16 protein-coding genes and 1 other RNA gene are annotated in these 16,046 nt (G+C 61.3%); 10 read left to right on the top strand and 7 right to left on the bottom strand.

Features of this window, described 5'->3' with window-relative positions; translation table 11 throughout:
• Window positions 1-50: 50 nt before the first annotated feature.
• A complete protein-coding gene (locus tag HV765_RS27640) occupies window positions 51-980 on the top strand; it encodes a 2-hydroxyacid dehydrogenase (RefSeq protein ID WP_175171666.1) in 930 nt (309 codons plus the stop codon).
• 4 nt (window positions 981-984) lie between these two features.
• On the opposite strand, the gene HV765_RS27635 is transcribed toward HV765_RS27640, so the two are convergent.
• Window positions 985-1,929: a LysR family transcriptional regulator gene (locus HV765_RS27635; RefSeq protein WP_054427358.1), complete on the bottom strand. Its 945-nt coding sequence runs from the start codon at window positions 1,927-1,929 to the stop codon at window positions 985-987.
• A 203-nt stretch (window positions 1,930-2,132) separates the two neighbouring features.
• On the opposite strand from HV765_RS27635, the gene HV765_RS27630 reads away from it, so the two are divergent.
• Window positions 2,133-2,762 carry an FMN-dependent NADH-azoreductase gene (locus HV765_RS27630; protein ID WP_175171621.1) on the top strand — a complete coding sequence of 210 codons (630 nt, stop codon included), beginning with the start codon at window positions 2,133-2,135 and terminating at the stop codon, window positions 2,760-2,762.
• Between the two features lie 119 nt (window positions 2,763-2,881).
• Here HV765_RS27630 and HV765_RS27625 read toward each other — a convergent pair whose 3' ends face one another.
• From HV765_RS27625 to HV765_RS27610, 4 genes are all read right to left on the bottom strand, one after another.
• Complete coding sequence (locus tag HV765_RS27625) at window positions 2,882-3,787, bottom strand: NAD(P)-dependent oxidoreductase (protein WP_054427360.1); 906 nt, start codon at window positions 3,785-3,787, stop codon at window positions 2,882-2,884.
• Window positions 3,788-3,845: 58 nt separating this feature from the next.
• The gene (locus HV765_RS27620; protein WP_175171620.1) at window positions 3,846-5,450 is read right to left on the bottom strand and encodes a gamma-glutamyltransferase family protein; all 1,605 of its coding nucleotides are present in this window, start codon (window positions 5,448-5,450) and stop codon (window positions 3,846-3,848) included.
• A gap of 191 nt (window positions 5,451-5,641) precedes the next feature.
• Window positions 5,642-7,147: a tripartite tricarboxylate transporter permease gene (locus HV765_RS27615; RefSeq protein ID WP_054427362.1), complete on the bottom strand. Its 1,506-nt coding sequence runs from the start codon at window positions 7,145-7,147 to the stop codon at window positions 5,642-5,644.
• Window positions 7,148-7,160: 13 nt separating this feature from the next.
• A complete protein-coding gene (locus HV765_RS27610) occupies window positions 7,161-7,625 on the bottom strand; it encodes a tripartite tricarboxylate transporter TctB family protein (RefSeq protein WP_054427363.1) in 465 nt (154 codons plus the stop codon).
• A gap of 481 nt (window positions 7,626-8,106) precedes the next feature.
• Here HV765_RS27610 and HV765_RS27605 point away from each other — a divergent pair, with 481 nt between their 5' ends.
• The 4 genes from HV765_RS27605 (at window position 8,107) to HV765_RS27590 (ending at window position 9,950) form a co-directional block, all read left to right on the top strand.
• On the top strand, window positions 8,107-8,553 hold the full coding sequence (locus HV765_RS27605) for a hypothetical protein (RefSeq protein ID WP_054427364.1): 447 nt from the start codon (window positions 8,107-8,109) through the stop codon (window positions 8,551-8,553).
• Window positions 8,553-8,864 (top strand): cell division protein ZapA, encoded by a 312-nt coding sequence (locus HV765_RS27600; RefSeq protein WP_006217444.1) that lies wholly within the window; start codon window positions 8,553-8,555, stop codon window positions 8,862-8,864. The genes HV765_RS27605 and HV765_RS27600 overlap by 1 nt, the downstream gene beginning before the upstream one ends.
• Window positions 8,865-8,896: 32 nt before the next feature.
• Window positions 8,897-9,079, top strand: a non-coding RNA gene (ssrS, locus tag HV765_RS27595) — 6S RNA.
• A gap of 109 nt (window positions 9,080-9,188) precedes the next feature.
• Window positions 9,189-9,950 carry an SIMPL domain-containing protein gene (locus tag HV765_RS27590; RefSeq protein ID WP_175171619.1) on the top strand — a complete coding sequence of 254 codons (762 nt, stop codon included), beginning with the start codon at window positions 9,189-9,191 and terminating at the stop codon, window positions 9,948-9,950.
• On the opposite strand, the gene lgt is transcribed toward HV765_RS27590, so the two are convergent.
• Window positions 9,925-10,713 (bottom strand): prolipoprotein diacylglyceryl transferase, encoded by a 789-nt coding sequence (gene lgt, locus HV765_RS27585; protein ID WP_054427366.1) that lies wholly within the window; start codon window positions 10,711-10,713, stop codon window positions 9,925-9,927. The genes HV765_RS27590 and lgt overlap by 26 nt on opposite strands.
• Before the next feature lie 132 nt (window positions 10,714-10,845).
• Between lgt and ilvD the strand changes: the two genes are divergently transcribed.
• The 3 genes from ilvD (at window position 10,846) to msrA (ending at window position 13,481) form a co-directional block, all read left to right on the top strand.
• On the top strand, window positions 10,846-12,531 hold the full coding sequence (ilvD, locus tag HV765_RS27580) for a dihydroxy-acid dehydratase (protein WP_054427367.1): 1,686 nt from the start codon (window positions 10,846-10,848) through the stop codon (window positions 12,529-12,531).
• Window positions 12,515-12,850 carry a c-type cytochrome gene (locus HV765_RS27575; protein WP_175171618.1) on the top strand — a complete coding sequence of 112 codons (336 nt, stop codon included), beginning with the start codon at window positions 12,515-12,517 and terminating at the stop codon, window positions 12,848-12,850. The genes ilvD and HV765_RS27575 overlap by 17 nt, the downstream gene beginning before the upstream one ends.
• A 76-nt stretch (window positions 12,851-12,926) precedes the next feature.
• A complete protein-coding gene (gene msrA, locus HV765_RS27570; protein ID WP_054427368.1) occupies window positions 12,927-13,481 on the top strand; it encodes a peptide-methionine (S)-S-oxide reductase MsrA in 555 nt (184 codons plus the stop codon).
• A 108-nt stretch (window positions 13,482-13,589) separates the two neighbouring features.
• On the opposite strand, the gene hppD is transcribed toward msrA, so the two are convergent.
• A complete protein-coding gene (gene hppD, locus HV765_RS27565; protein WP_175171617.1) occupies window positions 13,590-14,702 on the bottom strand; it encodes a 4-hydroxyphenylpyruvate dioxygenase in 1,113 nt (370 codons plus the stop codon).
• A 156-nt stretch (window positions 14,703-14,858) separates the two neighbouring features.
• Between hppD and HV765_RS27560 the strand changes: the two genes are divergently transcribed.
• Window positions 14,859-15,335 (top strand): Lrp/AsnC family transcriptional regulator, encoded by a 477-nt coding sequence (locus HV765_RS27560; RefSeq protein ID WP_054427370.1) that lies wholly within the window; start codon window positions 14,859-14,861, stop codon window positions 15,333-15,335.
• Window positions 15,336-16,046 lie beyond the last annotated feature (711 nt).

Genomic DNA, 16,046 nt, shown 5'->3' with positions numbered 1-16,046 from the left:
AGTCGCCATCCTGCATGCTTGAGGTTTCCGAAAGCCCTGAACCCGACACCATGCACATTCTCTTTGCCTGCCCCCATCACGATCCCGACGTCTGGGTGCCGCGCCTGGAAGCCTCCATGCCCGGTTGCCGCATTTCGATATGGAACCCTGACGGCCCGCCTTCGGGCGCGGAAGTCGCCCTGGTCTGGCGTCCGCCGGCGGAGCTCTTCAAGCATGAGACGGGCATCACGACCCTGTTCAACCTTGGTGCGGGCGTTGATGCGTTGTTGAAGATGCCCGAGATCCCCGAGCACGTGCGCATCGTGCGCCTGGAAGACGCCGGCATGTCGGTGCAGATGGCCGAGTACGCCTTGTATGCGCTGTTGCGTGTGTCGCGCGATTTTGAAGCGTTCGATCAGGCGCAGGCCCGTCAGCATTGGGATACGCGTGAAGGCACGGCGCAATCGGATTGGCCCGTGGGCGTGCTGGGGCTGGGTCAGGTCGGCGCGCGTGTGGCGCAGACGCTGGCTGAATTCGGATATCCGGTTGCTGGGTGGTCGCGTTCGCCGCGCGATATTCCCGGCGTCGAATCCTTTGCTGGCGAAGCCGCGCTGCCGGAGTTCCTGGCGCGGACCCGCTTCCTGGTGAATGTGCTGCCGCTAACGCCCGATACGCGTGGCATTCTGAACCGCGACACGCTGTCCCAACTGCTGCCCAATGCGCACCTGGTCAACGTGGGCCGCGGCGAGCATCTGGTGGAAGACGATCTGGTGCAGATGCTGGAAGAAGGCGAGATCGCGGGCGCCACGCTTGATGTGTTCCACACCGAGCCCTTGCCCCAGGATCACCCGTTTTGGCGCGACCCGCGCGTCCACGTCACGCCGCATATTGCAGCGCGCACACTGCGTGACGAAAGCATCGCCCAGATCGCGGGCAAGGTTGCGCAGCTGATGCGCGGCGAAGCCATCACCGGTGTCGTCGAACGCACGCGGGGTTACTAACCGTTTACTGAGCGGCAGCTGCAACGGGGACCACTGCCTTTTCCAGCCGTTGGTACATCGACGGCAGCCGTTGCGACAGAAAATCCAGCAAGGTCCGGACGGCGGGCATCATGCCCCGCCGCGACGGATAAATGCAATGCACGATCCCCTCTGGTGATTGCCATTGCGGCAGCACTGGCACCAGCTGACCGCGGCGCAATTCCTCTTGCGTCGCAATTGACGGCAGCAGCGCAATGCCCCGGCCGCGTACCGCTGCTTCCGTCAGCACGATGAAGTCATTGCAGGACAGTTGTGGCTTGAGCTCAATCTGCACCTCTTCGCCCTTGTCGTTGCGCAAGGGCCAACGCACCTCGTTTTGCGGATCAGAAAAGCTCAGCGTCGTGTGCGACGCCAGATCTTGCGGCGTGTCGGGCGTGCCGTGACGTTGCAGATAACCGGGGCTGGCGACGAGCGTGCCACGCGCCGTGCCCAGATGACGCACGACCAGTTCTGCGTCGGTATCCAGCTTTGTGCGCACGCGCAGCGCCAGGTCGACGCCTTCGCGGATCAGGTCCACGCGCCGGTTCGTCACCAGCAACTGCACCGATATCGCTGGCCACGCATCCAGGAATTCCGGCAGCAGCGGCGCCAGCACGTCCTGCGCAATGGATACGGGGCAACTCACGATTACCGGGCCGGCGGGCTCTGACTGTAATTGCCGCATGGCATCGTCCGCAGCACGCGCGGAGGCCGCCATCTCGCGGCAGTAATGCAGATAACGTTCCCCCGCTGATGTCAGGCGCAGCCGGCGTGTCGTGCGTTGCAGCAGGCGCACGCCAAGGCTTTCCTCCAGATGAGAAATCCGGCGTGACAATCGGGATTTGGGAATATCCAGCGCGCGGGCCGCAGCGCTGAAGCCGCCTTGCTCGACGACTTGAGAGAAATAGTAGAGGTCGTTTAGATCTTGCATGATTGTTCTATTCCTGGAACGAACAGTTCATCATACCTGGGTTTATGCGAACAATGAACGGATCTACAGTGACGCCATGCATTCGGGATCTGCCAACGCCATTCGGCGTCAAGCCCTAGTCCAAAACGCTTTCAAGCATCGGGCGTGGCGCTGACAGATCCTGGCCGTCCGCCCAAGGCGGACCATCCCTGGAGAAATTTGCAATGAAAACCCTCGTTATCCTTTCCTCGATTCTCGGCGACCGTTCCAACAGCAAGCAATTGGCCGATCACCTGATTGCGCGCGTCAAAAACGCCAACCCGGCCGCGGCCGTGAAGGTGCGCGACATCGGCGCGCAACCCATTCCTTACTTCGATGGCAATACCGCTGGCGCCCTGTTCACGCCGGCCGATGCTCGCAGCGTTGAGCAACAGCGCATCGTTGAACTTAGCGATACGCTGGTCGCCGAAGTGATGGAAGCCGACCGCATTGTGTTTGCCGTGCCGGTCTACAACTTCAACCTGCCGGCCCAGTTCAAGAGCTATCTGGACTACCTGGCCCGCGCCGGCGTCACGTTCCGTTATACGCCCGAAGGCGTGCCGGAAGGCCTCGTCAAGGGTAAACAGGTGTTTGTGTTGACGGCACGCGGCGGCAAGGCTGAAGGCACGCCGTCGGACACGATGACGCCGTACCTGCGCCAGATGCTGAGCTTCCTGGGCATGAACGACGTCACGTTCATCGCCGCTGAAGGCATGGCGATGGGCGAAGTGGCCGCGCTGGAAGGCGTGACGCTGGCCAAGCAACGCATCGACGCGCTGCTGCTGGATGCCGCAGAAGCGGACTTGGCCGCGTAATCGGGTGCCGCGCAAGCAGCATTGCGCTGCCGACGTGCCAAAGTAAAAAGGCGAGCCGCAGGGCTCGCCTTTTTCATGGCCGCTGCTGCGCGGCTAAGGCTAAGAACACGCCGCGCGGCTTAGTCGCGCAAACGCTTGATCAGGCTGGACGTATCCCAGCGGCCGCCGCCCATCTTTTGGACGTCGCCATAAAACTGATCCACCAGCGCCGTCACCGGCACGCGCGCGCCGTTGTTGCGCGCCTCGGCCAGTACCAGGCCCAGGTCCTTGCGCATCCAATCCACCGCGAAGCCGAAGTCGAACTTGTCGTCGACCATGGTGCCGCCCCGGTTTTCCATCTGCCAGCTTTGTGCCGCGCCCTTGCTGATCACATCCAGCACGAGCTTCATGTCCAGATCCGCCGCCTGGCCAAAGGCCACGGCTTCGGACAAGCCCTGCACGAGGCCGGCGATGCAGATCTGGTTGACCATCTTGGCCAGCTGTCCGGCGCCCGATGCGCCCACCAGCGTGACCGCGCGGCCAAAGCTCTGCGCCACCGGCTTGATGGCGTCGAACACGGCTTGTTCACCGCCGCACATGATGGTCAGCGCGCCATTGACGGCGCCGGCCTGTCCGCCCGAGACGGGCGCGTCCACGAAATTCAGGCCCAGGCCCTTGGCTTGAGCGTAGAGTTCGCGCGCAACATCGGCGGACGCGGTGGTGTGGTCGACGAACACGGCGCCCGGCGCCATGCCAGCGAACGCGCCGTCGGGTCCCAGCACCACGCTGCGCAGGTCATCGTCATTGCCCACGCAGGCGAAGACGATTTGTGCGCCAGCAACGGCTTCACGCGGCGTCGCGGCATGGCGGCCACCGAACTCGGCGACCCAGGCTTGCGCTTTGGCGGGCGTGCGGTTGTAGACGGTCACGTCGTGCCCGGCGCGGGCCAGGTGGCCGGCCATGGGCAAGCCCATGACGCCCAAGCCGAGAAAAGCGACTTTCTGTGCTACGACCGCGTCGTAGCTCTTGGTACCGATCGTTGCCATGCAGGGGACTCCACGCTAGGTAGGTAAGGTCAGTCTGAGGACAGTAACCTTAACGCAATCAAAAGCCGGCGGCGAGTCCATCTCGACGGCTATCGCTGGCGCTGACATACCCGTCCACAGCGGGGTCGCCCAGCCGCCAGATGAATTGGCCCGATCCGAAGTCCATGTAGGGGTCGTCGATGCCTTCCAGCACATGGCCACGCGCGCGCAGCCCTTGGGCCACGGCAGGCGCAAGGCCGGCTTCGGCGTCTACGGCCAGCCCATGGTTCCATTTCCAGCGAGGCGCGTCGCAGGCGGCCTGCGGCTGCTGGCCATAGTCCAGCATGCGCACGAGCGTCTGCACCTGCCCCTGCGGCTGCATATTGCCGCCCATGACGCCAAAGCTCATCACCGGCGCCCCGTTACGCATCAGGAACCCGGGGATGATCGTGTGGAAGGGCCGCTTGCCGCCCGCCACCACATTGGGGTGATCGGGCTGGGTGCTGAAGCAGTGTCCACGGTTTTGCAGGCTGACACCCGTACCCGGCACCACCACGCCTGAGCCGAAGCCCATGTAGTTCGATTGGATGAAGCTCACCATCATGCCGCGCTTGTCGGCCGCGGTCAGGTAGACGGTACCGCCCTGCGGCGCATGGCCCGAGGCGAAGGCCTGAGCCACATTGGGGTCGATCAGCCCCGCGCGCTCGGCCAGATAATCGGGGCGCAGCATCTGCTCGGGCGTCATGCGCATGTGGCGCGCGTCGGCCACATGCGCGTAGACATCGGCGAATGCCAGTTTCATGGCTTCGATCAGCAGGTGCTGGGTGTCGGGGTGGTCGATCGGGCGGGCCGCCAGATCAAAGTTCTGCAAAATGCCCAGGGCAATCAGCGCTGCGATGCCCTGGCCGTTGGGCGGAATCTGATGCAGCGTGTGGCCGCGATACGGCTGGCTGATGGGGGCGACCCATTCCGGCGCGTAGTCCCGCAGGTCGGCCAGCGTCAGCGCGGCGTCGTGGGCTTGCGCGTGCGCCACGAGCTTATGCGCGGTTTCGCCTTCGTAGAAGTCACGTCCGCCGGTTGCGGCAATGCGCTTGAGGGTTGCCGCGGCGCCTTGCAGCACGAAATGTTCGCCGATGTGGGGCGGGCGGCCTCGGGGTAGAAAGTGATCCGCGAATCCGGGCTGGGGATGCAGCACGTCGGCCTGCGCCGCCCACTTTTCTTGCACCATGGGCGACACGGCGTAGCCGCGTTCAGCGTATTCGATGGCCGGCGCCAGCACGTCCGCGAACGCCAGCGAGCCCAACTTTTCATGCAATGCGGCCCATCCCGCCACGCAACCCGGCACGGTGACGCTGTCCCATCCCCGCATCGGGATCACGCCTTGATGCTTGCGGCGGAAGTAATCGACGTTCCAGGCGGCAGGGGCGGTGCCTGATGCGTTCAATCCATGCAGCTTCGAACCATCCCAGACGATGGCGAAGCAATCGGAACCCAGTCCGTTACTGACCGGTTCGGTCAATGCCAGCGTCGCGGCAGCGGCGATGGCGGCATCAACGGCATTACCGCCTTGAGCAAGCACTCGCAACCCGGCCTGGGCAGCCAAGGGTTGCGAAGTGGCGACCACGTTGCGGGCGAACACCGGAGTCCGGGTGGTGGAGTAGGGGTTGTGCCAGTCGAAATTCATGCCGAATCATCGCGTGGGGTAAACCCGTAGCTTACCGTAGATAAATCGCAATCAAACACAGTCAGTAGTAAATGGAATTTATTAGTAGCTTTTGGCGGGTGTGCATTTTGAGCGCGCAAAGAAAAACCCCCGGACGGTGCCGGGGGGTCTTTGAGAGCAGGACTGCCGCCGCAAGGACGGCAAATCGGGCTTTACTCTTCTTCGACGAAGGTCTCTTCGCGCTTCTTGCGAATGGCGGGCAGAGCCACCAGGATCACCAGGATCGCGGCCACGGCCAGCAGGGAAGCCGACAGAGGACGGGTCACGAAGGTGGTGAAATCGCCACGCGACAGCAGCAATGCACGGCGGAAGTTCTCTTCCATCATGGGGCCCAGAACCAGGCCCAGCAGCAGCGGTGCGCCTTCGCACTTCAGCTTCGACCACACGTAGCCGATCACACCGAAGATTGCCGTTGTGAAGATGTCGAACGAGTTGTAGTTCAACGAATACACACCGATCGTGCAGAACACCAAAATCGCCGGGAACAGGATGCGGTAAGGCACCTTCAGCAGCTTGACCCACAGGCCGATCAGCGGCAGGTTCAGCACCACCAGCATCAGGTTGCCGATCCACATCGAGGCGATCAGGCCCCAGAACAGCTCCGGGTGGCTCGTCATGACTTGCGGGCCGGGCTGGATGTTGTGAATCGTCATTGCGCCAACCATCAGCGCCATCACGGCGTTACCCGGGATACCGAGCGTCAGCAGCGGAATGAACGACGTCTGGGCTGCAGCGTTGTTTGCCGATTCCGGGCCTGCCAGGCCGGCCGGGTGGCCCTTGCCGAAGCGTTCCGGATTCCGCGAGATCTTCTTTTCCAGCGTGTAGGAAGCAAACGACGACAGCACGGCGCCACCGCCGGGCAAGATACCCAGGGCCGAACCCAGGGCGGTACCGCGCAGCACTGCCGGGTACGCTTCCTTGAATTCCTGCTTGTTCGGGTACAGCGAGCCGATCTTGTCGGTGATGTCGACGCGGTTTTCCTTCTGCTCGAGGTTGGTCATGATTTCGGCAAAGCCGAACACGCCCATGGCCACGATGGCGAAGTCGATACCGTCTTGCAGTTCGGGAATGCCGAAGTCGAAGCGGGCAACGCCAGAGTTGACGTCGGTGCCGACCATGCCGAGCAGCAGGCCCAGGATGATCATCGAGATCGCCTTGGGCAGCGAGCCCGAAGCCAGCACCACGGCGCCAACCAGGCCCAGGCACATCAGCGAGAAGTACTCGGCGGGGCCGAACTTGAAGGCGACTTCAGCCAGCGGGGGCGCAAACGCAGCCAACAGCAGCGTGGCGACGCAACCGGCGAAGAACGAACCCAGAGCGGCGATAGCCAGCGCGGCGCCAGCACGGCCATTACGGGCCATCTGGTGACCGTCCAGCACGGTCACCACCGCGGACGTTTCCCCTGGCAGCGCCACAAGAATTGCCGTGGTCGAACCGCCGTATTGCGCGCCGTAATAGATGCCTGCAAGCATGATCAAGCCGGCAATCGGGGGCAACACATACGTGATCGGAAGCAGCATCGCGATGGTCGGGACCGGGCCAATACCCGGCAACACGCCAATCAGCGTACCCAGGATGCAGCCCAGCAGTGCGTAGGCCAAGTTCTCGGGCGTAAACGCTACCGAAAAGCCCAACATCAGGTTGTCAAACAATTCCATGACCGGTTGCTCCTTAGTTCATGCCCAGAAAGGACGGCCACAGCGGGAAGATCAGCCCCAGCCCCTTGACGAATGCCAGATACGAGAACACCACCAGGAAGATCGCGTTGGCGACGGCGACCTTCAGGCTGAACTCATGGCTGGCCAGGCTGCTTACGACAACCAGGATGAATACCGAAAGGTAGATGCCCAGCGGCTTGAGGATGAAGCCGTACAACACCACCGAACCCACGACGAGAAAAACAATGCGCCAGTCGAACTTGTCGACATGCGTTTCGTGCGCTTTCTTGGAAAGCGAGCCAAGCAGCACGATGGCGCCCAGCAAAGCCAGAACAATGCCTAGCCAGAAAGGAAAGTACCCTGGGCCCATTCGGGCGGCAGTACCCATTTGGTAGCTGCTGGCTTGCCAGGCGAATCCCAGTCCAAGGGCGATGAACATCACCCCAGACCAGAAGTCCTGTCGATTGCGTAGCTGCATGATTGGTTGGCTCCTGTTTACAGCATGTAGATAAAAAAGTTTGTAGCCGGATGGGACCCGCCGAAAGGCGAGTGACAGGCACAAAAAAGGCACTTCGGGGTGCCATTAGTTATTCTGAAAGCGACGGCGTGGTTTCTTGAAAGGGCGAATGGTAATGGACGCCTGCCACGCTGCAAACCCTGTAAGCTCGGTGAAAGGCTGGGGTTTTCCCTAGAATTCGGGAACTCCCGACCCCCAGATGTAACCTCGCAGCGGGTTTGAGGGTTTTTTGAAAGCTAAGTGAAAGTTTATAGAAAGAAATGCGAAAGCCAGATCGGCCGGATGCGGGGAATTTGGAGGAGGGGGACTTTTCTTCAGGGGCCGGAATCGGTTAGCCTCGCGCCGCCCGAAATCACAACCGTATTTCCTACTGAATATTGCCGGGTTTCTCACCTTGCGTGAAGAGGCCCGGTTCAACTCAGGATGGTTTACGATAGCGCCCATGCTGCAAGATCTAGACCAACTCGCCGCCCGAATCGGGCAACTGGTGCAACGCACCCGCCAACTCCACGCAGAGCGTGACGCGTTGCGCCTCCGCCTGAATGACTTCGAAGCTGAGCAGCGCGTGCTCAAGCAGCGCGCCGCCGAGCGCGAGGCTGAAATCGTCACGCTGAAAAGCAAGCTTCAAGATCACGACGGCGCGGTCACCGCGATGCTCGAGCAGGCACAGCAGGCCGAAGTCGCCCTGCGTGAACAGCTCGCTCGCGAAGCCACTGAACGTCAATCGCTTGAATCGCGTTTCTCGGCACGAGAAACCGAGTTGCAGGGCAACCTGCAATCCCGCGACACCGAATTACAGCGCTTGCGCGTGGCCGCCGCCGCAGCCCGCGAGCGCATCGACGCCGTGCTGGCCCGTCTGCCGGGCGCACCGTCTGGAGAGCAACACTAATGGAACGCGTAGATGTCACCATCCTGGGGCGCGACTATTCCCTGGCCTGCTCCGCTGAAGAGAAGCCCACGCTGATGGCCGCCGTGCGCCACGTCGATCAACTGATGTTGCGCATTCAAGGCACCGGCAAGATTTCCAGCAACGAACGCATCGCCGTGATGGCTGCTTTGCAGGTCGCAGGCGAGCTTCTTGCCATGAAAGCACCCGACGGTCCGCTAGGCGGTTTGGCGGTCGGCGACTTCAAGCGTAGAATTGAGGACATGAACGCAGTACTCGATGACGCCTTGTCGGGTCAGGAAAAACTGCTCTGACCGTTCATAAGCTGTATTCAAGAATTTTCAGTTTGTCCCTGCCGTGTTCGTGACTAGGCCATACATTCTCTGAACCTATGCTTTCGGCATATGGTTGCGGGAGTGTGGAGCTGGAGTGATCGTCTCTCGTAGACGAACCCGACGCTCCGCGGAACGCGACCACCTCTTACCCTAGGGTTCGAGATGCCGGCCTTGACGGCACAGGCGGGGCATTTACCCAGCGGGCCTGCCATTAGCGCAGGTCCGCGCCGGGCACCTCATCTCTCCCTCCGCTCTTCCTCCCCCCTGGTTTTTTCCTTTAGTCCTCCCTCCTAGGACCAGTCCATGTTCAAACACCCTGTTTTTTCGCTGACGAAACTCGGCGCAGCGTGCGCAGCCGTGGCCGCCATTGCCGCCGTTCAACCCGTCTATGCGCAAACGCCGGCCACCGCGCCAGCCGCCACGGAATCGTCCACGAACCGCTCACCCGAAATGACGTTGCAGGCGACTGCGTCGTCCGAGGTCAAGCAGGACACCGTCCGTATTTCGCTGTCGGCGGAAGTCGAGGCGCCGGATCAGCCGGCCGCAGGCAAGAAGTTGACGGCCGCATTGGACGACGCCGTCAAGCGCGCGCGCGACACCAAGGGCGTGGAGGTTCGCACCGGCGGCTACAACGTCTGGCCGAACACCAATAGCAAGGGGAAGATCGGCTCCTGGCGTGGCCAGGGCGAAATCGTTCTGGAATCGAAGGACTTCGAAGCGGCCGCCGCGCTGGCGTCCAAGCTGTCGGACAAGACCGCCATTTCGAACATCAGCTTCTCGCTGTCGCGCGAAGCGCGCGAAGCCGAAGAACGCAAGCTGCTGAAAGAAGCCGCGCAGGCCTTCAAGGACCGCGCACTGGCCGCAGCCAATGCGTTCGGCTTTTCAGGCTACCGCTTGTCCAAATTGGAACTCGGCGGTTCGGGCGGCCCGATGCCGATGCCGCGCATGATGGGCGCCGCAGCCATGGCCAAGGACGCCTCTGGCGGCTACAGCCCGGACGTCCCGCTGGAAGCGGGAGACGTCACGGTCAGCATCGCCGTCAACGGGACGATCGTTTTGCAGTAAGACTGAACATGATGGCGCCCAAGGCGACCATCGGCAGGGACAGCCACTGTCCCATGCTCAAACCACCCGCGAGCAGACCCAGGAAGTTGTCGGGCTCGCGAGTGAATTCCACCAGGAAGCGGAACGTTCCGTATCCCATCAGGAAAAGCCCGCTCACTTGTCCCAGCGGACGCGGCTTGCTCGAAAACCACCAAAGCAGCACAAACAGCACAATGCCTTCCAGACCCAGCTCATACAGCTGAGACGGATGGCGCGCGAGCCCGTCGCCGCTGTCCGGGAACACCATCGCCCACGGCACGTCGGTGGGGCGGCCCCACAGTTCACCGTTGATGAAGTTGCCCAGGCGGCCGAATCCCAAGCCCAGCGGAATCAGCGGCGCAATGAAATCGCTGATTGCAAAAAAGGGCAGCTTCTTCTTGCGTGCGAACAGCAGCATGACGACGATCACGCCGATCAGGCCGCCATGGAACGACATCCCGCCTTGCCACAAATACGCGACTTCCAGCGGATGGGCCAGGTAATACGACGGCTTGTAGAACAGCACATAGCCCAGCCGGCCGCCCAACACCACGCCCAGCACGCTATAGAAGATCAGGTCTTCAAGATCCTTCACATTTAGTGAAGTGGTGTGGCCGCTGGTGATGCGACGGCGGCCCAGCACGTACACCAGGGCGAATCCCGCCAGATACATCAGCCCGTACCAGTGGATGGCCAGCGGCCCGATCTGCAAGGCTACGGGGTCGAATTTTGGATATTGCAGCATGTTCTGCCCGACACAATAAAGTTGAATGATAATAACCGGCGAGCACTGAAGATTCGCATGCATGCAAGCGAGCCAGCTTCCCGGGTGCGTTCGCCATGTCCGCGCCCCGACGGCCGACAGGAGAGACAGACCATGCCGAACAACGAACGTTCCCGCCACATCACCCACGGCGTCGCGCGCGCGCCCAACCGCGCCATGTACTACGCGCTGGGCTATAAGGAAGCCGACTTCGACAACCCGATGATCGGCGTGGCCAATGGCCATTCCACCATCACCCCGTGCAACAGCGGCTTGCAGCGTCTGGCCGACGCCGCCATCGACGCCATCCGAGCGTCCAGCGCCAACCCTCAGGTGTTCGGCACGCCGACTATCTCGGACGGTATGTCCATGGGCACCGAGGGCATGAAATATTCGCTGGTCTCGCGCGAAGTCATTGCGGACTGTATTGAAACCGCCGCGCAGGGCCAGTGGATGGACGGCGTGGTGGTGATCGGCGGCTGCGACAAAAACATGCCCGGCGGCATGATCGCGCTGGCCCGCACCAATGTGCCGGGCATCTACGTCTATGGCGGCACCATCAAGCCTGGACATTACAAAGGCAATGACCTGACCATCGTTTCGGTGTTCGAAGCCGTGGGCGAATACACGATGGGCCGCATGCCCGAAGCCGACTTCAAGCAGATCGAGAAATGCGCGATCCCGGGCTCCGGTTCCTGTGGCGGCATGTACACCGCCAACACCATGAGCTCCGCCTTCGAGGCCATGGGCATGAGCTTGCCGTACTCCAGCACGATGGCCAACGAAGACGACGAGAAAGTCGTGTCCGCCGCGGAATCGGCACGCGTGCTGGTCGACGCGGTCAGGCGCAACTTGCGGCCGCGCGACATCATCACGCGCGAGTCCATCGAGAACGCCGTGTCCGTCATCATGGCCACGGGCGGCTCCACCAATGCCGTGCTGCACTTCCTGGCGATCGCGCATGCAGCCGAAGTGCCGTGGACGATTGATGACTTCGAACGCATCCGCAAACGCGTGCCGGTGTTGTGCAATTTGAAGCCCTCGGGCAAGTATGTGGCCACCGATCTGCATCGCGCGGGCGGGATTCCCCAGGTCATGAAGCTGTTGCTCAACGCAGGGCTGCTGCACGGCGACTGCATCACCATCAGCGGCAAGACCATTGCTGAAACCCTGGCACACGTGCCGGACGCACCGCGCGCGGATCAGGACGTCATCATGCCGATCGACCGCGCGCTGTATCCGCAAGGGCACCTGGCCATCCTTAAGGGGAATCTGTCGCCCGAAGGCTGTGTGGCTAAGATTACCGGGCTGAAGAACCCCGTCATGACCGGCCCCGCGCGCGTCTTTGATTCCGAAGACGACGCGATGACTGCCATCATGGCCCAGCAGATCAAGGATGGCGATGTGGTGGTCATCCGCTATGAAGGCCCCAAGGGCGGACCCGGCATGCGCGAAATGCTGGCGCCCACGTCCGCGTTGGTGGGGCAGGGCTTGGGCGAAACCGTTGGGCTCATCACCGACGGCCGCTTTTCCGGCGGCACGTGGGGCATGGTGGTGGGTCACGTCGCACCCGAGGCATTTGTTGGCGGCCCGATCGCTCTGATTCAAGAGGGCGATTCGGTTACCATCGATGCCCACAAGCTGTTGTTGCAGCTCAATATTAGCGACGAAGACCTGGCGGCTCGTCGACAGGCCTGGGTCCCGCCCAAGCCGCGCTATACACGCGGTGTGCTCGCCAAATTCGGCAAGCTCGCCAGCACCGCGAGCCGTGGGGCAGTAACCGATGCATTTGAAGATTAGTGTGTGGCTGGCCGTGGCCGGCGTCATGAGCGCTGGCGCGGTCCATGCGCAAACCACTGGCCTGGATCTGGCCAAGAGCAAAGCCTGTATGGCCTGCCACCAAGTGGAAATCAAGCGCGTGGGTCCGCCGTTGAAGGGCGTGGCGGAACGTTATGCAGGGCAGGGCGACGCCATGGTGGACTACCTGGCGGGCAAAATCCGAGGGGGCGGCCGGGGCGCGTGGGGCGCCGTGCCCATGCCCGCCCAGACGCACGTCAGCCAGGAAGACGCCCGGCTGTTAGCCGAATGGATCTTGTCGCTGGCACCGCCCAAGCAGTAGCCTTATTCTCTATGCCCCGTGCATGAAGCCGGGGCGCCGGCCGCAGGTAGCGGCCGACTACAAGAAAGGAATCGTCATGGCAGAACAACCCTCTCCGGGCAACGAAGTCGCCGTTCTTGGCGGCGGCTGCTTCTGGTGCGTTGAAGCGGTCTTCACTGATCTGCGGGGCGTCAAAAGCGTGCTGCCCGGCTATAGCGGCGGGCACGTCGACAATCCCAGCTACGAACAGGTGTGCGGCAAGGACACCGGCCACATCGAAGTCGCCCGTGTGGAATTCGATCCTGCCGAGTTGTCGTTCAGCGATCTGCTGCGCGTCTTCTTCGCCACGCACGACCCCACCACGCCGGGTCGTCAAGGCAATGACATCGGCCCGCAGTACGAGTCGGCGATCTTCTGGCAGAACGAGTCGCAGCGCGAGCAAGCGGAAGCCGTCATTGCCGAGGTCGAGGCGCAACAGGTTTACGACGCGCCGATCGTCACGAAGCTGCTGGCGCCCGCCAAGTTCTGGCAGGCCGAGGACTATCACAGCAACTACTTCGCGCTGCATCCCGAGCAGGGCTATTGCCAGTTCGTGATCGCGCCCAAGGTCGCCAAGTTTCGCAAGCAATTCCAGGACCGCCTGACGCGTTGAGTCCGGTTTGCTCGTTCGGTTTCGAGCGGGCAAAAAAAACCTCACCACCAGGTGAGGTATCAAAGCCAGCGCCGATGCCCGAGCACCGAGCGCTGGCGGGGGAAGTCCTTACTCGACTGTCTTCACGACGCCGCGGCGCATCTGGTCCAGTTCGATCGACTCGAACAGCGCCTTGAAGTTACCTTCACCAAAGCCGTCGTTGCCCTTGCGCTGGATGATCTCAAAGAAGATCGGCCCGATTTGATTTTCAGTGAAGATCTGCAAGAGCAGTCCGCCGCCGGGGGCGCCATCCAGCAGGATGCGGTTCTTCTGCAAGCGCGCCACGTCTTCGCCATGGTTGGGCAAGCGGCGATCCAGCAGCTCGTAGTACGTTTCCGGCGTGTCCAGGAACACCACGCCTGATTCGCGCAGGGCTTCAATCGTGCTGTAGATGTCATCCGTTGCCATGGCGATGTGCTGAATGCCCTCGCCGCGGTACAGGTCCAGATACTCCTGGATCTGGCCTTTCTCTTCCGTGCCTTCTTCGTTGATCGGAATGCGGATGTTGCCGCACGGCGAGGTCATGGCCTTCGACTTGACGCCCGTTACCTTGCCTTCGATATCGAAATAGCGCACTTCGCGGAAATTGAACAGGCGTTCGTAGAACTCCGACCACTCGGCCATGCGGCCCTTGTGGACGTTGTGCGTCAAGTGGTCCACGAGCGTCAAGCCGGCGCCGCGATGGTTCAGGTCAGCTTGCGCGTTGCCCGGGTCCACCGGCACGAAGTCGACGTCATAGATACTGATATCGCCGATACCGCCGTGGCCTTCCTTGCCTGTCCAGCGATCAACCAGATAGATCAGCGAATCGCCAATGCCCTTGATGGCGGGAATGTTCAGCTCCATCGGGCCGCTATGCGAGTCGAAACCCCAGGCGCCCAGTTCGAGCGCGCGCTTATACGCGGCATTGGCGTCTTGCACGCGAAAGCCAATCGCACAGATCGACGGGCCATGCAGGCGCGCGAAGCGTTGAGCGAAAGAATCCGGTTCGGCATTGATCAGGAAGTTGACACCGCCTTGGCGGTATAGCGTCACATCCTTGTGGCGATGCTTGGCGATGGCTTTGAAGCCCAGCAGCTCGAACACCTTGCGCAGCGCGGCGGGGTCCGGCGCGGCGTACTCGATGAATTCGAACCCGGCGGTGCCCATCGGGTTGTCCCAGGGTTGGAAAGCGCTGCTCATAGGTCTGCTCCCTTGCATCATTTTTCAGGACGACTTGTTCTTCAAGTCTAGACGGAGATTGTAGGAAGGAAGCGCAGGCAGACAATTGCAAAGATGGCTCAATACATGCGCCATTGAGCAATAATATTGCCGTCAATAAATAATTTGGGGCTAAAAATGTCTGACATCGAGCTGGATCGGACAGATCTAAGGATTTTGGCTGAGCTGCAGAGGGATGGCAGGCTCAGTAACCAGGAGCTGGCTGACCGGGTTTCGCTCTCGCCCAGCCCTTGTCTGCGCCGGGTTCGCCGCCTGGAAGAGAAAGGCTTCATCAAGAAGTACGTGGCTCTGATCGACGCAGAAAAGGTCGGGCTGGGGTTGCTTGCCTACGTGAACATCCGATTGAACAAACATAGCGGCTCCAGCCATGCGCCCATGAGCGACTTTGCCCGCGACGTGCAGCTTTGGCCGGAAGTGGTTGAGTGCTATGCCATGTCGGGGGATATGGACTACCTGCTGCGCATTCAGGTGGCTGACTTGGCGCATTTCTCCAAATTCGCGATGGACACGTTGATGCGCCACCCTGCGGTCATCGACATGCGCTCTTTCTTCGCGCTGCAGCAGATCAAGGAGACCACCGAGCTCAGGCTGTGAAAGGTTTTTGCCATCTCTATATATAGAGGGTCTATAAGGCGGGCCTAACGGATGCGTTTCGGCAGGGGAGTAGCCCTAACTGGCAGGGGGAGTAGCCCTAACTTTTAGTGCGCGCCTACCTAGCGCCTACTTAATTGGCACCCTCCTATATATAGAGTGGAGAAGAACCCCCCGGCAAACGTGGGCGTGCCCTGTGGGAAGGGCCTGCTGAGGCAATGCGGCTGGGATTGCGGGTACTGGCTTCGGTGCGTCCCCTAAAAACTTCATCTTTCTGCAAAAAGGGTGTCATCTTGGGCGCACACGGAAAATTTCCGTGCTATAGTCTCGCTCCTTCGCAGTTCAGACAGTTTTGAACCGCGAAGGCAAGGCAAGCGCAACAGGCCGAACGAGGGTCTCCAAAAGGGGAAACGAGCCAGGTCTGCCGCGAAGCGATCAGAAATGAGAGTCAAGCGGTTATTGCAAGGATTGCAGCAAATTAGGCAAAAGCCAGTTGCACAATCCGCAAAAATCGTGCTATAGTCTTGGGCTTGGCTGGTGATGTTGATCAAGGGTTTACCCGGATCAAATTGCTAGCCACCTGAGCAGTAACCAGCCCCTGAGTTCAGGGCCAAAGCTAGCGCGAAAGCAAAAGCGGCGGGGTTGCAAGATAGGATGCAAATTAGGCAAAAGCCGGTTGCATAATCTGCAAAAGTTGTGTTATAGTTTCAGGCT

The organism is Achromobacter kerstersii, assembly GCF_902859595.1.
Classification (GTDB): domain Bacteria; phylum Pseudomonadota; class Gammaproteobacteria; order Burkholderiales; family Burkholderiaceae_B; genus Achromobacter; species Achromobacter kerstersii.
Note: the sequence above shows the minus strand (reverse complement) of the source record. Positions and strands in the feature narration are given on the sequence as shown.

What these genes read in the sequence shown, in the direction of transcription:
- HV765_RS27600 (WP_006217444.1), top strand. Translation starts at nt 8,553, where the DNA reads ATGGAACGCGTAGATGTCACCATCCTGGGGCGCGACTATTCCCTGGCC.
- HV765_RS27640 (WP_175171666.1), top strand. Translation starts at nt 51, where the DNA reads ATGCACATTCTCTTTGCCTGCCCCCATCACGATCCCGACGTCTGGGTG.
- HV765_RS27615 (WP_054427362.1), bottom strand. Translation starts at nt 7,147, where the DNA reads ATGGAATTGTTTGACAACCTGATGTTGGGCTTTTCGGTAGCGTTTACG.
- ilvD (WP_054427367.1), top strand. Translation starts at nt 10,846, where the DNA reads ATGCCGAACAACGAACGTTCCCGCCACATCACCCACGGCGTCGCGCGC.
- msrA (WP_054427368.1), top strand. Translation starts at nt 12,927, where the DNA reads ATGGCAGAACAACCCTCTCCGGGCAACGAAGTCGCCGTTCTTGGCGGC.
- HV765_RS27635 (WP_054427358.1), bottom strand. Translation starts at nt 1,929, where the DNA reads ATGCAAGATCTAAACGACCTCTACTATTTCTCTCAAGTCGTCGAGCAA.
- HV765_RS27575 (WP_175171618.1), top strand. Translation starts at nt 12,515, where the DNA reads ATGCATTTGAAGATTAGTGTGTGGCTGGCCGTGGCCGGCGTCATGAGC.
- HV765_RS27560 (WP_054427370.1), top strand. Translation starts at nt 14,859, where the DNA reads ATGTCTGACATCGAGCTGGATCGGACAGATCTAAGGATTTTGGCTGAG.
- HV765_RS27605 (WP_054427364.1), top strand. Translation starts at nt 8,107, where the DNA reads ATGCTGCAAGATCTAGACCAACTCGCCGCCCGAATCGGGCAACTGGTG.
- HV765_RS27620 (WP_175171620.1), bottom strand. Translation starts at nt 5,450, where the DNA reads ATGAATTTCGACTGGCACAACCCCTACTCCACCACCCGGACTCCGGTG.
- lgt (WP_054427366.1), bottom strand. Translation starts at nt 10,713, where the DNA reads ATGCTGCAATATCCAAAATTCGACCCCGTAGCCTTGCAGATCGGGCCG.
- hppD (WP_175171617.1), bottom strand. Translation starts at nt 14,702, where the DNA reads ATGAGCAGCGCTTTCCAACCCTGGGACAACCCGATGGGCACCGCCGGG.
- HV765_RS27630 (WP_175171621.1), top strand. Translation starts at nt 2,133, where the DNA reads ATGAAAACCCTCGTTATCCTTTCCTCGATTCTCGGCGACCGTTCCAAC.
- HV765_RS27590 (WP_175171619.1), top strand. Translation starts at nt 9,189, where the DNA reads ATGTTCAAACACCCTGTTTTTTCGCTGACGAAACTCGGCGCAGCGTGC.
- HV765_RS27625 (WP_054427360.1), bottom strand. Translation starts at nt 3,787, where the DNA reads ATGGCAACGATCGGTACCAAGAGCTACGACGCGGTCGTAGCACAGAAA.
- HV765_RS27610 (WP_054427363.1), bottom strand. Translation starts at nt 7,625, where the DNA reads ATGCAGCTACGCAATCGACAGGACTTCTGGTCTGGGGTGATGTTCATC.